General features: G+C 68.8%; 12 protein-coding genes. 3 read left to right on the forward strand and 9 right to left on the reverse strand.

Features of this window, described 5'->3' with window-relative positions:
* Nucleotides 1-4: 4 nt before the first annotated feature.
* The 9 genes from QC821_RS07675 to QC821_RS07715 all read right to left on the reverse strand — a co-directional run bounded on the left by QC821_RS07675 (nucleotide 5) and on the right by QC821_RS07715 (nucleotide 11569).
* On the reverse strand, nucleotides 5-2323 hold the full coding sequence (locus QC821_RS07675; RefSeq protein WP_309719224.1) for an ABC transporter ATP-binding protein: 2319 nt from the start codon (nucleotides 2321-2323) through the stop codon (nucleotides 5-7).
* The gene (locus QC821_RS07680; RefSeq protein WP_309719226.1) at nucleotides 2320-4056 is read right to left on the reverse strand and encodes an ABC transporter permease subunit; all 1737 of its coding nucleotides are present in this window, start codon (nucleotides 4054-4056) and stop codon (nucleotides 2320-2322) included. The genes QC821_RS07675 and QC821_RS07680 overlap by 4 nt, the downstream gene beginning before the upstream one ends.
* Complete coding sequence (locus tag QC821_RS07685; RefSeq protein WP_309719229.1) at nucleotides 4053-5033, reverse strand: ABC transporter permease; 981 nt, start codon at nucleotides 5031-5033, stop codon at nucleotides 4053-4055. The genes QC821_RS07680 and QC821_RS07685 overlap by 4 nt, the downstream gene beginning before the upstream one ends.
* A 96-nt stretch (nucleotides 5034-5129) precedes the next feature.
* A complete protein-coding gene (locus QC821_RS07690; RefSeq protein WP_309719232.1) occupies nucleotides 5130-6698 on the reverse strand; it encodes an ABC transporter substrate-binding protein in 1569 nt (522 codons plus the stop codon).
* 238 nt (nucleotides 6699-6936) lie between these two features.
* The gene (aroE, locus tag QC821_RS07695) at nucleotides 6937-7749 is read right to left on the reverse strand and encodes a shikimate dehydrogenase (RefSeq protein WP_309719235.1); all 813 of its coding nucleotides are present in this window, start codon (nucleotides 7747-7749) and stop codon (nucleotides 6937-6939) included.
* Nucleotides 7746-8672: an oxygen-dependent coproporphyrinogen oxidase gene (hemF, locus tag QC821_RS07700; protein ID WP_309719238.1), complete on the reverse strand. Its 927-nt coding sequence runs from the start codon at nucleotides 8670-8672 to the stop codon at nucleotides 7746-7748. Before hemF ends, aroE begins: the two co-directional genes overlap by 4 nt.
* Before the next feature lie 42 nt (nucleotides 8673-8714).
* Nucleotides 8715-9284 carry an L-threonylcarbamoyladenylate synthase type 1 TsaC gene (gene tsaC, locus QC821_RS07705; protein WP_095622289.1) on the reverse strand — a complete coding sequence of 190 codons (570 nt, stop codon included), beginning with the start codon at nucleotides 9282-9284 and terminating at the stop codon, nucleotides 8715-8717.
* 90 nt (nucleotides 9285-9374) lie between these two features.
* Nucleotides 9375-10451 carry a DNA-processing protein DprA gene (dprA, locus tag QC821_RS07710; RefSeq protein ID WP_309719241.1) on the reverse strand — a complete coding sequence of 359 codons (1077 nt, stop codon included), beginning with the start codon at nucleotides 10449-10451 and terminating at the stop codon, nucleotides 9375-9377.
* A 26-nt stretch (nucleotides 10452-10477) separates the two neighbouring features.
* The gene (locus QC821_RS07715) at nucleotides 10478-11569 is read right to left on the reverse strand and encodes a LysM peptidoglycan-binding domain-containing protein (protein WP_309719245.1); all 1092 of its coding nucleotides are present in this window, start codon (nucleotides 11567-11569) and stop codon (nucleotides 10478-10480) included.
* Between the two features lie 169 nt (nucleotides 11570-11738).
* Here QC821_RS07715 and def point away from each other — a divergent pair, with 169 nt between their 5' ends.
* The 3 genes from def (at nucleotide 11739) to rsmB (ending at nucleotide 14683) form a co-directional block, all read left to right on the forward strand.
* A complete protein-coding gene (gene def, locus QC821_RS07720) occupies nucleotides 11739-12251 on the forward strand; it encodes a peptide deformylase (protein ID WP_309719248.1) in 513 nt (170 codons plus the stop codon).
* A gap of 117 nt (nucleotides 12252-12368) precedes the next feature.
* Complete coding sequence (gene fmt, locus QC821_RS07725; RefSeq protein ID WP_309719251.1) at nucleotides 12369-13355, forward strand: methionyl-tRNA formyltransferase; 987 nt, start codon at nucleotides 12369-12371, stop codon at nucleotides 13353-13355.
* Entirely contained in the window at nucleotides 13352-14683 is a 1332-nt protein-coding gene (rsmB, locus tag QC821_RS07730) for a 16S rRNA (cytosine(967)-C(5))-methyltransferase RsmB (protein WP_309719253.1), read from the forward strand. The genes fmt and rsmB overlap by 4 nt, the downstream gene beginning before the upstream one ends.
* The last annotated feature ends 12 nt before the right edge of the window (nucleotides 14684-14695 follow it).

The raw sequence follows: 14695 nt of genomic DNA on the forward strand, positions 1-14695 counted from the left end.
CGTTTTACCCCCCACTATCCACCGCCTCTTCGTAGAGATAGCAGGCCACCTGATGCTCGCGGGCAATCAGCCGCCGCTTTGGCGAGGCCTGGGGGCCGAACTGCACGCTCAGGCTCCCTTCCCTGCCCTCGACCCGGGCCGCCTGCCACAGCGAGGGGTGCTTGGCGGAGAGAATCGCCTGCAGCTCATCGCGGGCCGCCGCTTCGTCGGCGCCATCGACCAGCGCCAGCTGCGCGTTCAATCCGCTAACGCTGGCCCCGGCCAACTGCTGCGGCTCAGCGCCGCGAATCCGCCACTCGCTAAGCGCCGTGGCGACGTCGCGCCCCTCCCAGCCGCAGTGGGCCATGGCCTTGGGGCAGCGGGTGTGGAAGTGGCAACCGTTGGGCGGCTCCATCGCACTGGGGATCTCGCCGGCGCTCTCCAGCGGCGGCTTGACCACCGCCGGGTCCGGCTCGGGGCTGGCGTCCAGCAGCAGCTGGGTATAGGGGTGCTTGCGTTCGCGGATCAGGGTGTCGGTGGGCCCCACCTCGACGATCTCGCCGAGGTACATGATCGCGGTGCGATCGGCGACATAGCGAATCGTCGGCAGATCGTGGCTGACGTAGACGAAGGAGATGCCCAGCTCGTTGCGGAAGCGCCGCATCAGGTTGAGCACCCCGGCGCGGATCGATACATCGAGCATCGATACCGGCTCGTCGGCGACCATGAAGCGCGGCTCGAGGATGATCCCGCGGGCGATCGCCACCCGCTGGCGCTGGCCGCCGGAGAGCTCGTGGGGGAAACGCTCCTGGTAGGCACTGGCCGGCTTGAGCCCGGCGCGCTCCAGCGACTCGACCACGCGCTGCTCCAGCGCCTCGCCCTCGGCCAGGCGGTGGATGATCAGCGGCTCGGCGACGATGTCATGGATGGTGAAGCGCGGATTGAGCGTCTGGTACGGGTCCTGGAAGATCATCTGCGCGCTGCGCCGAAAGGCCTTGAGCTCGGGGCCCTTGAGCGCGGCGATGTTGACGCCGTCGAAGCGAATCTCACCGGCGGTGACGTCCTGCAGTCGCACCAGCATCTCGCCGGTGGTGGTCTTGCCCGAGCCCGACTCGCCGGCCAGCCCCAGGATTTCGCCCTCGCGCAGGTCGAAGTCGATATCGTCGACGGCGTGGACCTTGCGCTCCTTGTGCTTGCCGCGCAGGCCGTCGAGGAAGCCCTGCTCCACCGGGAAGTACTTCTTGAGCCCCTCAACCTCGAGAATCGGCGTCTCGCTCATGCGCCGCTCCAGGCTGCCCGCCCCCTGGACCTGCTCGCCGAGGCGCTCGCCGGCGATCTGCCAGGTGGCGTTCTCGGCCGCCCGCTGGCGAAAATCGACGGCCTGCTCGGGGTAGTGGCAGGCCGCGTGGCGCCCCTCGCCGACATCGATCAGCAGCGGCGTCTCCGACGTGCAGCGCTGGGTGGCGAAGGGACAGCGCTCGGCGAAACGACAGCCGGCGGGCGGGTCGAGCAGGTCCGGCGGGCTGCCGGGAATCGAGATCAGCTCGCGCTGGGCGCCCTCCAGGGTCGGGAAGGCGTTGGTCAGGCCCATGGTGTAGGGGTGGAAGGGGCTGGCGAAGACCTCGCGCACCGGCCCGGTCTCCATGATGTGGCCGCCGTACATCACCGCCACCCGGTCGCAGGTCTGCACCACCACCGAGATGTCATGGGTGATGAACATCAGCGCCAGGCCGCGTTCGCGACGCAGCTTGGTCAGCCGCGACAGGATCTGCGCCTGGGTCACCACGTCCAGCGCCGTGGTCGGCTCGTCGGCGACGATCAGCTGAGGGTCCAGCGCCAGCGCCATGGCGATTACCGCGCGCTGCTTCATGCCGCCACTCATCTCATGGGGATAGGCGGAGAGCCGCCCAGGATCGATGCCGACGTCGCGGAACAGCTGCTCGGCGTGGGCCCAGGCCGCCTTGCGCTCGATCTTGCGGTGCGCGCTCATTGCCTCGAGGATCTGGTCGCCGACGGTATATACCGGGTCGAGGGCGTTCATCGCCGCCTGGGAGATCCAGGCGATCTCGTCCCAGCGCACGCGGCGCATTGCCTCCGGGTCGAGGCCGAGCAGATCGCGGCCGGCGAAGTCGATATGCCCCCGCGGCACCTCGCCGTTGGGCGGCAGCAGCCGCAGCATGGCCTTTGCCGCAGTGGTCTTGCCACAGCCGGACTCGCCGACCAGGCCCAGCGCCTCGCCAGGAGCCAGCGAGAAGCTTACCCCGTCCACGGCCTGCACCGGGCCGGCCCCGGTGCGGTAGTGAATGGCCAGGTCATCGACGCTCAGTAATGGAGATGTGCTCATCGACGTGCCCTCAGTCGCGGATTGGCCACCAGCTCGAGCGAGCGGGAGATGAAGAACACGGAGAGCACCGTGATCATGATCAGCAGCCCGGGTGGCAGGTTCCACCACCAGGCCTCGCGCCAGGCCCCGGAGAGCCGCGCGTTGTGCAGGATGCCGCCCCACGAGATCGACTGCGGCGGCCCCAGGCCGAGGAATGACAGCGTTGCCTCGGCGATGATAGAGACGCCAACGATGATAGCCAGCTCGAGGAACACCAGCGGCATCACGTTGGGGAAGATATGCAGGTACATGATGCGCAGGTCCGACGCGCCGGCGACCCGCGCCGCCTTGACGAAGGGCCGCTCGCGCAGGCTCAGCACCTGGGAGCGAATCAGCCGCGCCACGGTGCGCCAGGTGAGCAGCGACACGGCGAGGATCACGATGAACAGGCTGGGCTCGAACAGCAGCACCAGGATCAGCGCGAAGGGCTCGAAGGGAATCCCGTACATCACATCCACGGTGCGCATCAGCACGGTCTCGGTGCGGCCGCGGAAGTAGCCGGCCACCAGCCCCACGTTGGCGCCGATCAGCACCACCAGGGCGGCGCCCAGAAAGCCCACCAGCAGGGCGATCTGCGAGCCGTGGACGTTCTGGCTGAAGAGATCGCGGCCGAGATGGTCGGTGCCGAACCAGTGCTCGCCGGAGGGCGGCGCGAGGCGATTGACGAAGCGGTCGGAGCCCAGCGCAAAGTAGTTGCTCTCGGTGACCATCAGCGTGCGCAGATGGCGCTCCTCGTCGCTGGGCATCAGCTGCCAGTCAGCGCCCGGCTCGCGCTCGAAGACGATGCCGCTGCGCCCCACCGCAAAGGCGTGACCCTCGTCGGTGATCCACCCGGCGCGCATGGCGCGGGAGTCCGGCGCATCCTGGCTCTGCCAGCTGGCCTCAATGTCATCGCGTACCAGCAGGGTGCCGCGCTCGCCGACGATCAGGCCGGCGCCGCTGTCGGCGATATGGATATGGTTGAGCTCGCGATTGCCGGGCAGCCGCTCCAGACTCGGCGTGTCCTCGCCCGGGGCGAGGCGCAGCGCCAGGCCACGATCGCCCACCAGCCAGGCACTGCCGTCGACGTCCAGCGCCACGCCGTTGAGATCGAAGCCACGTCCTACGGGACTCTGCAATGACTCGACCTCGCCGCTGGCCAGGTCCAGTCGCCAGATGGTTTCGCCGCCGCCCACCAGCAGCGCGGTATCGGCGTCGCGCCAGGCGATATCGTTGACGTCTAGCGGCTCGGGCATGGCGAAGGTCTGCCAGCTGTCGTCGGGCGTCCACAGCGCCACCGTGCCCTGGACGCCGGCCACCAGGGTGGCGCCGTCTTCGCGGATATTGACCGCATTCAGGGTCGCGGTAAGTGGCGTGTCGAGGCGCGACCAGTCACCCCCCGCATAGCGCCACACCACGCCGTCGCGTCCCACCGCCATGCCCAGGCCGTCGCGGTAGTCGGCGGCATTCAGGGTCGCCTCGCCCAGCGGCGGCGAGGCCTGCCAGCGCACCTGGCCATCGGCAACGCTGCGGGTGAACAGCGAGCCCTCCTCACGCTCGTTGACCGCCAGGGGAGCATGGGTAGAGAGCACCGGCGCGAACAGTGCCATGGCGATGATCGACAGCAGCACCGCCAGCCCCACCAGCGCCAGCCGGTCGCCGAGGATCGCCCGCAGTGGCTCCTGGGCACTTTTCATCAGTCGTGATCGGTTCATTTGAAGCTCACCCTCGGGTCCAGCATGGTGTAAAGGATGTCGACCAGCAGGTTGAGGGTGATGACGAAGGCCGCCATCACCAGGAAACTGGCCTGGGCGAGGGGGAAGTCGGAGGTGCGCACCGAGTTGAGGATTTCACGCCCCAGCCCCGGCCACGAGAACACCACCTCGACCACCACCTGGCCGCCGGCGGCCAGGCCGATGGTCACCGCCAGCTGGGTGACCACTGGCAGCAGCGCATTGCGCGCGGCGTGGGCGTAGAGGATGCGGCGCTCCGGCAGCCCCTTGGCGCGGGCCATCTCGATAAAGTCCTCGCCATACACCTCGAGCATGGTGTTGCGCATGATCAGCAGCGGCGAGCCGAGGTAGTAGAGCGCCACCACCAGCGCTGGAAGAATCAGGTGGTGCAGGAAGTCGAGGGTGAATATCTTGTCGAGGAAGCCCGATGCCTCGTAGGGCAGCGTGCGCATGCCGCTGGTGGGCAGCCAGCCGAGCCCGATACCGAAGATCAGGATGGCGATCATGCCGGTCCAGAACATCGGCGCCGAGCGAAACATCAGGCCGACGAAAATACCGCTGGTGTCGGCGCGACTGCCGCGCCGCCATGACAGCCAGGCGCCCAGTGGCGCGCCGATCCCATACGCCAGCACGATGGCCGGCAGCATCAGGATCATGGTGTTGGCCAGCCGCTCCCAGATGATATCCGCCACCGGCGCGCGATAGTGGAAGGAGTAGCCGAAATCGCCCTGGACGATATTCGCCAGGTAGATGAAATACTGCTCCCAGATCGGCCGGTCGAGGCCGAAACTGGCGCGGATCCTCTCACGCTCCTCGGGAGTCAGGCCCTCGGTGATCAGCGCGGCGGTGGGGTCGGGTAGCCCCAGGCGAAACAGGAAGAACAGCAGGGTGGCGATGATGAACAGCGCCATGAAGCCGTGCAGCACACGGCGTATCAGATAGCTTCTGCGTGACGACATGACGGACTCGCTATAAACGGCCGTTCACCCTGCGCCGCCTTGTGGGCAGCGCAGGGTGGCGGCAAGCACCTGGGAGAAAGTGGCTTGACGATGCGCTCAGCGCATCAGGCGACCGTCCTCGTCCCAGCTGTAACCGGCCTCTTCCAGCTCGGCACGGGCGGCGTCCATATCGAACTCGAAGCGCTCGATAAACGCCTCGTGCCAGAAGGTATTGACCGGCGCGATCACGCTGGAGCCCACTTCACCGCGGCCGTCGAGCAGTACGTTGACCATGCGTTCGCGATCGCTGGCCATGGTCAGCGCACGGCGTACGGCACGATCGTCGAAGGGCGCGCGGCGCAGGTTGTAGGTCATATGGAAGTAGCCAAAGTCAGGCACGTTGACCACGGTGAGGTGATCTTCGCTCTCGGCCAGGCTGATCTGACCCGGCTCCATGCGCCAGGCGGTGACGTCGATCTCGCCTGTCTGCAGGCCGGTATAGACGCCCTCCATGTCGGCATAGATGATGAACTCGACGCCGTCGACGGCGATCTCGTCGGCGTGGAAGTGGTCGTCGAACTTGCTGATGGCCATGAACTCGCCGCGGTCGAAGCGCTCGTGCTGGAAGGGCCCAGAGCCCACGGTAGGCACCTCGTCGGGGCTCAGCGTCGAGGCATCGTCGATCTGCGACCAGATGTGCTCGGGCAGGATCGGGATCTGCGACAGCGAGATGCTGGCAAACGACGCCGAGGGCTCGCTGAGATGGAAGTGCACGGTGCGCTCGTCGACCGCCTCAGCGTTGTCCAGCGCCGCCAGGTAGGAGTTGAAGTAGCTGTAGTCCTGGTCGAGGTAGTAGTTCCAGGTGAAGGCTACGTCGTCAGCGGTGACAGCTTCACCGTCGTGGAAGGTCATGCCCTCGCGTAGGGTCACCGCCACGGTGGTGTCGTCGACCTGCTCGACCGCCTCGGCGGCCCAGGGCAGCGGCTCGACGTCGGCCGACAGGCGCACCAGGCGGTCATAGTAGAGGCGCATCCACTTCCAGCCCCATACCGAGGTGGAGGCCAGCGGGTTGAGGTTGTCGGGCTCCTGGGGGCCGCCGATACGCAGGGTGCTGCGCTCGCCCACCGGGGTCGCCTCCATCGGGCCCCACTCGCTGTAGAGGCCCTCGCCGGCCATCGGCTCGAAGCCGTCGAAGGCCTCGTGGTTGTAGGCCACCACCTCGTCGCGATGGAACAGCACCACCAGCGGCGCATCCGGCTTGTAGAGCTCCTGCATCTCCATCACCAGACGCTGCCGCTCGTCCTGATCGAAGGCCTGGGACTGCTGGTCGAACAGCGCATCGAACTCGGGGTTGTCATAACCGCCGGGGTTGTTGCCGCCGGGGTTGGCCTGGCGAGAATCGAGGGTGCTGAGGAAAAACTGCGGGTCGAGGCGGTCCGTGCGGCCGCTCCAGCCGAGGATGGTAGCGTCGAAGTCCTGCTGGTCGTAGAACCGCTCCAGAGCGGTGCTGAACTCAGTGGGCTGGACGTTGACCTCGAAGCCCAGCTCCTCCCAGCGCTCGGCAATGATGAAGGCCGCCTCGTAGCGGATCGGGTCGTAGGACTCGGTGGTGGTCATCAGGTCGATGGAGGCCACCGGCTCCTGGGCCAGCGCCTGAGCGCCGAGCGAGGCCGCAGCCAGGCCCATGGCACTCGCTAGAAGCGTTCTCTTGAAACGCGTCGCTGCAATATTTTTCACTGTCATCTGCCTCATTGTGCGTTGTTATTCGGAGATTTGACGTCTTTGCAATAAAGACCTCTGGCCAGGCTAGGAAAGCTCAGCAGAAGCGTCAAACGATCGATTAAACGCAAGTCGGGCAGATGAACGTATACGCCCCGCCGGGGGAGGCCCGGCGGGGCGTATCACATCAAGCGTTGAGATTTGGTTATAACAAGCGGCGCAGCTCGGCGAGTACCGGGGCGGTGTCGGGGCGCTGGCCGCGCCACAGGCGATAGGACTCGGCGGCCTGGCCGACCAGCATGCCCAGGCCATCGACGGTGCGAGCACCGCGCGCGGCGGCCCAGCGCAGGAATATCGTGGGCTCGGCGGCGTACATCATGTCGTAGGCAGTGGCGCCCTCGGCGAAGAGGTCGTCCGGTAGCGGCGGGAGGTCGCCGGCGAGGCTCGCGCTGGTGCCGTTGATGACCACGTCGTAGGGGGCATCGACGGCCTCGAAGCCGCCGCCGCTGATCGCCCCCAGATCGGCGAAGTCGGCGGCCAGGCCTGCGGCCTTCGCGGCGGTGCGGTTAGCGACCAGGACGCTGGCCGGCTGGGCCGCCAGCAGCGGCTCGAGCACGCCGCGCACCGCGCCGCCGGCGCCCAGCACCAGCACCCGGGCGCCGGCCAGCGTCACGCCGTTGTCGTGCAGGTCACCGACCAGCCCGACGCCGTCGGTGGTGTCGCCGTGGGTGACGCCCTCGGCTCCCAGCACCAGGGTATTCACCGCTCCGGCGCGGCGGGCGCGCTCGCTGAGGCTGTCGCACAGCCGGTAGGCCTGCTCCTTGAAGGGCACCGTCACGTTGGCGCCGCGCCCCCCTTCGGCCATGAACCTTTGCCAGGCGCCGGCGAAGTCATCCAGCGGCGCTTCGATGGCGGTGTAGTCGATATCGTCACCCAGCTCGGCGGCAAAGGCGGCATGAATCGCCGGCGACTTGGAGTGCGCCACCGGGTTGCCGAATACGCAGTAGCGGTCGGTCATGAGGCCTCCTCTTCCCCCAGCCAGTCGCGGGGACGCAAATAATCGCGGTACAGCAGCGCCTCCGGGCTGTTTGGGGCCGGCGTATAGCCGTACTCCCAGGCCGCCAGTGGCGGCATCGACATCAGAATCGACTCGGTGCGCCCGCCGCTCTGCAGGCCGAACAGCGTGCCGCGGTCCCAGACCAGATTGAACTCGACGTAGCGGCCACGGCGGTAGAGCTGAAAGTCACGCTGCTGCTGGGTGTAGTCATCGCCGCGACGGCGCTGGACGATGGGCAGGTAGGCGTCGAGGAAGCTGTCGCCCACGGCGCGCTGGAAGGCGAAGCAGGATGCGAAGTCGCCTTCGTTGAGATCGTCGAAGAACAGCCCGCCAACGCCGCGGGTCTCGTCGCGGTGCTTGAGATAGAAGTAGTCGTCGCACCACGCCTTGTAGCGCGGATAGACCGCGTCGCCGAACGGCGCGCAGGCATCGCGGGCCACGCGGTGCCAGTGGCGCACGTCATCGAGCACCGGGTAGAAGGGCGTCAGGTCGTAGCCGCCGCCAAACCACCATACCGGCGCCTCGCCACTCTTCTCGGCAATGAAGAAGCGTACGTTGCCGTGGCTGGTGGGCACATGGGGGTTGTGGGGGTGCAGCACCCAGGAGACGCCCACGGCGTGAAAGCTGCGCCCGGTAAGCTCGGGGCGCGCCGCGGTGGCCGAGGGCGGCAGTTGCGCCCCATAGACGTGGGAGAAGTTGACGCCGCCCTTCTCGAACACGGCGCCGTTCTCGATCACCCGCGAGCGGCCACCGCCACCCTCCTCGCGGGTCCAGCTGTCTTCACGGAACTCGGCCTGACCGTCTTCAGTGGCCAGCCCTTGGCATTGCCGATCCTGCAGTTCGAGCAGGTAGTGCTTGACCTCGTCGAGATGCGCGTGGGCCACGCTACCTCCCTGGATTCATCGTTGAGTAGAAAGATATTGCCGTCAACCGCGTAGCACCCGACCGCTGACCAGGTCGCGAATGGTGCTGGGCGCCTCGCGGCCGCCCAGTTCGCCCTCGACGAGGCCAGCCAGGGCGGCACCGAAATAGGCATCGACCTGATCCGCCGAGCGCGCCTCGGGCTCGCCGGCGGGATTGGCCGAGGTCGACACGATGGGGCCGCCAAACGCCGCGCACAGCTCGCGCACCAGCGGATGATCGCTGACCCTCAGCGCCACGCAAGCGTGGCCGCCGCGCACCAGCGGGTGGCTGTGGCCGTTGTCCGGCACCAGCCAGGTGTTGGGGCCCGGCCAGCTGCTCACCAGCGGCGCGTGCAATTCGGCCGGCAGGCCCGCCAACCAGGGAGCGAACTGGGCGATGTCGCCGGCCACCAGGATCATGCCCTTGGCCGGGTCGCGCTGCTTGAGCCGCAGCAGGGCGGTAAGCGCCTCGCCGCTGGCGGGATCGCAACCCAGCCCCCAGACCGCCTCGGTGGGATAGGCAATCAGCTCGCCACGGGCCAGTGCCTTGGCCGCGAAGGCAGTCGATATGCGAGGTGTCGCGCGTTCACGCATGGCAGGGGCTCCAGGCCAATATCACAGGGCCCAGAGTCTACCATGGCCGCCCAGGCCGGTGATAAATCGACAAGCTCATACGCAAACTGCCTAGCGCGGCAGGCGGATCCAGCCGCCAACGGCCTGGGTGGCAAGCCCCTCGAGCTCGAGTTCGAGCAACCGCAGCTGGCACTCGCTGACGTCGTGGCCGCTCAGGGCCACCAGCGCATCGAGCGGCGTCGGGCGGTCGCTGAGCCAGGCCAGCAGCGGGTCCTGCTCGCCGGCAGCGGCGAGCGCTGGCAGTGCCTGACGGGGGGCCGCCCAGTGCCCCAGCTCGGCGAGGATATCCTCGACACAGGTGGCCATGGCCGCGCCGTCGCGAATCAACGCGAGACAGCCGCGCGCCTGGGGATTGTGGATCGAACCGGGCACCGCGAATACCTCGCGGTTCTGCTCGGTGGCCAGCCGTGCACTGACCAGCGAGCCGCTCTTCTCGGCGGCCTCGACCACTAGCACGCCCTGCGAGAGACCGGTGACGATGCGGTTGCGGCGCGGAAAGAACGCCGGATGGGCGCCCGTACCCGGGGGATGCTCGGCGAGCAGCAGCCCGCCCTCGTCGCGCAGGCGGGCATACAGCTGGCGATGACGCTGGGGGTAGATCACATCCACTCCGCAGCCGAGCACCGCCACGCTGGGCCCACCGGCATCCAGGGCCGCCTGCTGGGCGGCACCGTCGACGCCCAGCGCCATGCCGCTGATCACGCACCACCCCTGCTCGGCGAGTTCGCGACCGAAGCGCTGGGCGTTGTGCAGGCCGTCGCGGCTCGGACGCCGCGAGCCAACGATCGCCAGGCCCGGCGGCGCCAGCGCAGCCAGGTCGCCGCTGGCCCAGAGTACCGGCGGTGGGTCGGGTATCTGCGCCAGCAGCGCGGGCCAGTGGTCGTGGGCAGGGGTCAGCAGGTGATGGTGGTCGGCCGCGGCTTCCCAGCTCAGCGCCGCCTCGAGCTGGGCTTGCAATGGGCTGCGCGCGGGGTGGTGGAGCCAAAGTCGCAGATGGCTGCGCGCCGGTTCGGGGATCGCCGCCAACCAGCCGTCGGGCCAGGCCGCGCCGGCCTCGGTCAGCTGCGCCAGGCGCCGCGGGCCAAGCCCGGGTAGCGCCGCCAGTATCAGCCACTCCCTGGCCGTCATGCCCTCTCCTCCCTGTATCGGAGCCGTTAGCGCTGCGCTAGCGTGGCGCTGCTGTCGGGGTTGAAGATCCGATCGCCCACCGCCAGGCTGCGGCTGGCGCGCATCACCAGCGCATAGCTCATCCGCTCGTAGCTCTTGAACACCATCACCAGGCCGGCCTCTTCGCCGGGCAGGCGCAGCGACTCGTTGGTGACCGGGTCGGTGACCAGTTCGCCGCGCTGCTCGACGCTCAGCACATGGCCCGGGGTGAGGCCATCGCGACGGCCGCGGTCCAGCGCCACCACCTGCAGCCGGCCGATGAACTGGACGCCGCCCGGCACCGCCAGCAGCCGTCCGTCCACCGCCCGCTCGGGAGCCCGCGGCTGGAACTCCGTCAGCAGCTCGCCGCTCTCCAGCGGCAGCACCAGGTCGCCGTTGCGCACCTCCTGGTTGGCACTCAGGACGTCGAGGGTAGCGATGTCACCCTCGCCGCGCAGCCAGCGTGCCTGGCCGACGCCGACCAGCTCGAGCCCCAGGAACTCGCCGGTGACGCTATCTTCGTAGGTCTCGCCGAGGCGGTAGATACCCAGTCGGCCATGGTCTGCCAGGTCGCCGCGGGCGTAGATGCGATCGCCGGCGCCGCTGATCAGGCGGCGATCATCGCCGCCCACCACGTAGGCCTGCTCGTCGGCCTGCGCCGGGTCGTCGAGCACGCGGTACTCGGTGAGGAAATTCTCGACCCGCTCCAGCGGCAGCGGCGGCACCGCCTCGCGCCGCGGGGTGCGGCGCACCTCCGGCGACAGCCGGACTTCGCCGCGCCCGCGCTCCAGGCCGAGGCGCGGTCGACCGTCCTGGTAGTAAAGGTAGACGGTGTCGCCGGGGTAGATGAGATGCGGGTTGCGGATCTGCGGGTTGACCTCCCACACCTCCGGCCACTGCCAGGGATGGCGCAGGAAGCGCCCCGAGATATCCCAGAGGGTGTCACCGCGCACCACCGTATAGCGATCCGGCGCATCGCCGCGCAGCCCGGCGTCGCTGAGCCCTTGCCCCATGGCCGGCAGGCTCAGCAGCATGGCCAGCAGCGCCCACCCTGCGACCCAGCCATGCCACGCTCCCCGCCTTGCCCCACTCGTGCTCATCCTGTCTTCTCCCTGGCACCGCTGCGTGCAACGGCGTTATCGCTCTTATGTGCGGCCATGTGAGCGGCCATGCATGGCGCAAAACGCAACCGGCGGTTTCACTGCACGCGGCCGCCCACTACAATATGGCCATATCCTCTGATAACAGCACAACGGTGATTTCAACGCCATGGCCAAGTTACCCATCCTCGAATTTCCTGACGAGCGCCTGCGCACCAAGGCCGCACCGGTTGCCACGGTCGACGACGAGGTGCGCCAACTGGTCGACGACATGTTCGAGACCATGTACCACGCTCGCGGCATCGGCCTGGCAGCCACCCAGGTCGACGTGCATCGCCGCGTCATCGTCATGGACGTCAGCGACGACCAGAATGATCCTCGGGTGCTGATCAACCCCGAGTACACGCCCCTCGGCGACGCACGCGAGCCGCTTCAGGAAGGCTGCCTGTCGATCCCCGAATATTACGCCGAGGTGCCGCGTGCCCTGGGCGTCCACCTCAAGGCGCTGGATCGCGACGGCCAGCCCTATGAGCTCGAGGCCGACGGCTTGCTGGCACACTGCATCCAGCACGAATACGACCACCTCGAAGGGGTGCTGTTCGTCGACTACCTGTCGCCGCTCAAGCGCGAACGGGTACTCAAGAAGATGCAGAAGCGCCACAAGCTGATGCAGGACGCCTGACACCCGCCTGACGCCCCAGCCGGCTCGCAGCAGCGCTGCGAGCCGCATTGCGCATGAAGCGGGACGCCGCCCGCGGGTGGCCGATCCGCCGTATCCGACTTCTCGAGGCCCTACCGCATGCCCCAAGCGTTACGCGTGATCTTCGCCGGCACCCCCGACTTTGCCGCCGCGAGCCTGGCGGCGCTGCTCGACAGCCGGCACCGGGTGGTGGCCGTCTACACCCAGCCCGTTCGTCCCGCCGGTCGCGGTCGCAAGCTGATGCCCAGCCCGGTCAAGGCGCTGGCCCAGGCGCATCAGCTGCCGGTCTATCAGCCGGCGTCGCTCAAGGATGCCGACGCCCAGGCCGAGCTGGCCACCATCGAGGCTGACATCATGGTGGTGGTCGCCTACGGCCTGATCCTGCCCCAGGCGGTGCTCGATACCCCGCGGCTGGGCTGCCTCAACGTGCACGCCTCGCTGCTGCCGCGCTGGCGCGGAGCGGCGCCGATCCAGCGCGCCATCGAGGCCGGCGATCGTGAAAGCGGCGTGACCATCATGCAGATGGATGCCGGCCTCGATACCGGCGCCATGCTGCTCGAACGGCGCACGCCGATCACCGCCACCACCACCGGCGGCGAACTGCACGATACCCTCGCCGAGCAGGGTGGCGAGGCGATCGTCGCGGCCCTCGACGCCCTGGCCGGCGAGGGCCTGAGTGCCACGCCGCAGCCCGAGGCGGGGGTCACCTACGCCGCCAAGCTGACCAAGGCCGAGGCCGCGCTCGATTTCACCCAACCGGCGGCGCAGCTGGCCGCCAAGGTGCGTGCCTTCAATCCCTGGCCGGTGGCCTGGTGCACGCTGGGCGATGAGCGTCTGCGGCTGTGGTTGGCCGCCGCCGGCGAGCGCCGCGACGACGACCCTCAGCAGGCGCCGCCGGGTACCCTGCTGCCAAGCGACGCGGATGCCCTGCGCATTGCCTGCGGCGCCGGGGGTAGCGAGGTGCTGCGCGTCACCCAGGCCCAGCTGCCCGGCGGCAAGGCGCTGCCGATGCGTGAGCTGCTCAAGGCCCGCGGCGAGCGCTTCGCCGCCGGCACCCCGCTATCCCCCCCGGAGACGCCCCAATGAACGATGCGCCAACGCCCCAAGGCAGCGGCCAGCAGCTGCGTGCCGCCGCCGCTCGCGCCCTGCTGCCGGTGATCGATGCCAAGGGCTCGCTTGCCGCCCTCGACGACGGCGGCGTAGCGCCTCGCGACCGCGCGCTGTTCCGTGCCCTGTGCTATGGCGTGTGCCGCGCTCTGCCGCGCCTCGAGGCGCTCGCCGAGGAGCTGCTGCGCAGCCCCTTCAAGGCCCGCGACCGAGACGTCCAGGCGCTGCTGCTGGTCGGCATCTACCAGCTGCTCTATCTGCGCATTCCGGCCCACGCCGCGGTGGGCGAAACCGCCGGCGCCGCGCGGCTGCTCGGCAAGGCCTGGGCCACCCGGGTGCTCAATGGCTGCCTGCGTCGCCTGCAGCGCGAGCAGAGCGCGCTACAGGCCAAGGTCGACCGCGACCCCTGCGTCGCGCTGCTGCACCCGGCCTGGCTGCTCAAGGCGCTGCGCCAGGCGTGGCCCGACGACTGGCGCGAGATCGCCATCGCCAACAATACCCCCGGTCCGATGACGCTGCGCATCAATCGCCGCCGGGTCAGCCGCGAGGTGTATCGCGAGCGACTGCTGGAGAGCGGCCTCGAAAGCCGTCCCTGCGAGTTCGCCCCCGACGGCCTGACCCTCGCCACCCCCTGCGACGTCAAGGCGCTGCCGGGGTTCGCCGACGGCGACGTCAGCGTCCAGGACGAGGCCGCCCAGCTTGCCGTGGAGCTGCTCGGCCCGGCCCTGGCACCGCGCCCCGGGGCGCGGGTGCTCGACGCCTGCTGCGCCCCCGGTGGCAAGACCGCACACCTGCTCGAGGCCTTCGACATCGACCTCACCGCGCTGGACAACGATGCCCAGCGCCTGACTCGCGTCACCGACACCCTCGATCGGCTGGGGCTGACGGCGCGTATCGAGCACGCCGATGCCAGCCAGCTGGAAGGCTGGGAGACCGACTGCTTCGACGCCATCCTGCTCGACGCCCCCTGCTCCGGCAGCGGCGTGATTCGCCGCCACCCGGATATCAAGCGGCTGCGCCGCGCCGAGGATATCGCCGCACTGGCCACGCTGCAGGGGCGCCTGCTCGACCGCCTGTGGCAGACCCTGACCCCGGGCGGCACCCTGGTCTACGCCACCTGCTCGGTGTTCCCCGAGGAGAACGCCGAGCAGATCAAGGCCTTCCTGGCCCGCACCGCGGATGCCCGTGTCACCACCCCCGACAAGGTGGCGTGGGGCCGCCCGGCCGGCGACGGCCGCCAGCTGCTGCCCCGCGAGGCCGGTCACGACGGCTTCTTCTACGCGCGACTCGAAAAGTCACGCAGCTGATCCCACGCCGCG

Origin of the sequence: Franzmannia qiaohouensis, assembly GCF_031451695.1 — a bacterium.
GTDB classification, from domain to species: Bacteria; Pseudomonadota; Gammaproteobacteria; order Pseudomonadales; family Halomonadaceae; genus Franzmannia; species Franzmannia qiaohouensis.

Excerpts from the sequence above, each read along its gene's own strand:
- QC821_RS07675 (WP_309719224.1), bottom strand. The coding sequence starts at position 2,323 with ATGAGCACATCTCCATTACTGAGCGTCGATGACCTGGCCATTCACTAC.
- QC821_RS07680 (WP_309719226.1), bottom strand. The coding sequence starts at position 4,056 with ATGAACCGATCACGACTGATGAAAAGTGCCCAGGAGCCACTGCGGGCG.
- QC821_RS07685 (WP_309719229.1), bottom strand. The coding sequence starts at position 5,033 with ATGTCGTCACGCAGAAGCTATCTGATACGCCGTGTGCTGCACGGCTTC.
- QC821_RS07690 (WP_309719232.1), bottom strand. The coding sequence starts at position 6,698 with ATGGGCCTGGCTGCGGCCTCGCTCGGCGCTCAGGCGCTGGCCCAGGAG.
- aroE (WP_309719235.1), bottom strand. The coding sequence starts at position 7,749 with ATGACCGACCGCTACTGCGTATTCGGCAACCCGGTGGCGCACTCCAAG.
- tsaC (WP_095622289.1), bottom strand. The coding sequence starts at position 9,284 with ATGCGTGAACGCGCGACACCTCGCATATCGACTGCCTTCGCGGCCAAG.
- dprA (WP_309719241.1), bottom strand. The coding sequence starts at position 10,451 with ATGACGGCCAGGGAGTGGCTGATACTGGCGGCGCTACCCGGGCTTGGC.
- QC821_RS07715 (WP_309719245.1), bottom strand. The coding sequence starts at position 11,569 with ATGAGCACGAGTGGGGCAAGGCGGGGAGCGTGGCATGGCTGGGTCGCA.
- def (WP_309719248.1), top strand. The coding sequence starts at position 11,739 with ATGGCCAAGTTACCCATCCTCGAATTTCCTGACGAGCGCCTGCGCACC.
- fmt (WP_309719251.1), top strand. The coding sequence starts at position 12,369 with ATGCCCCAAGCGTTACGCGTGATCTTCGCCGGCACCCCCGACTTTGCC.
- rsmB (WP_309719253.1), top strand. The coding sequence starts at position 13,352 with ATGAACGATGCGCCAACGCCCCAAGGCAGCGGCCAGCAGCTGCGTGCC.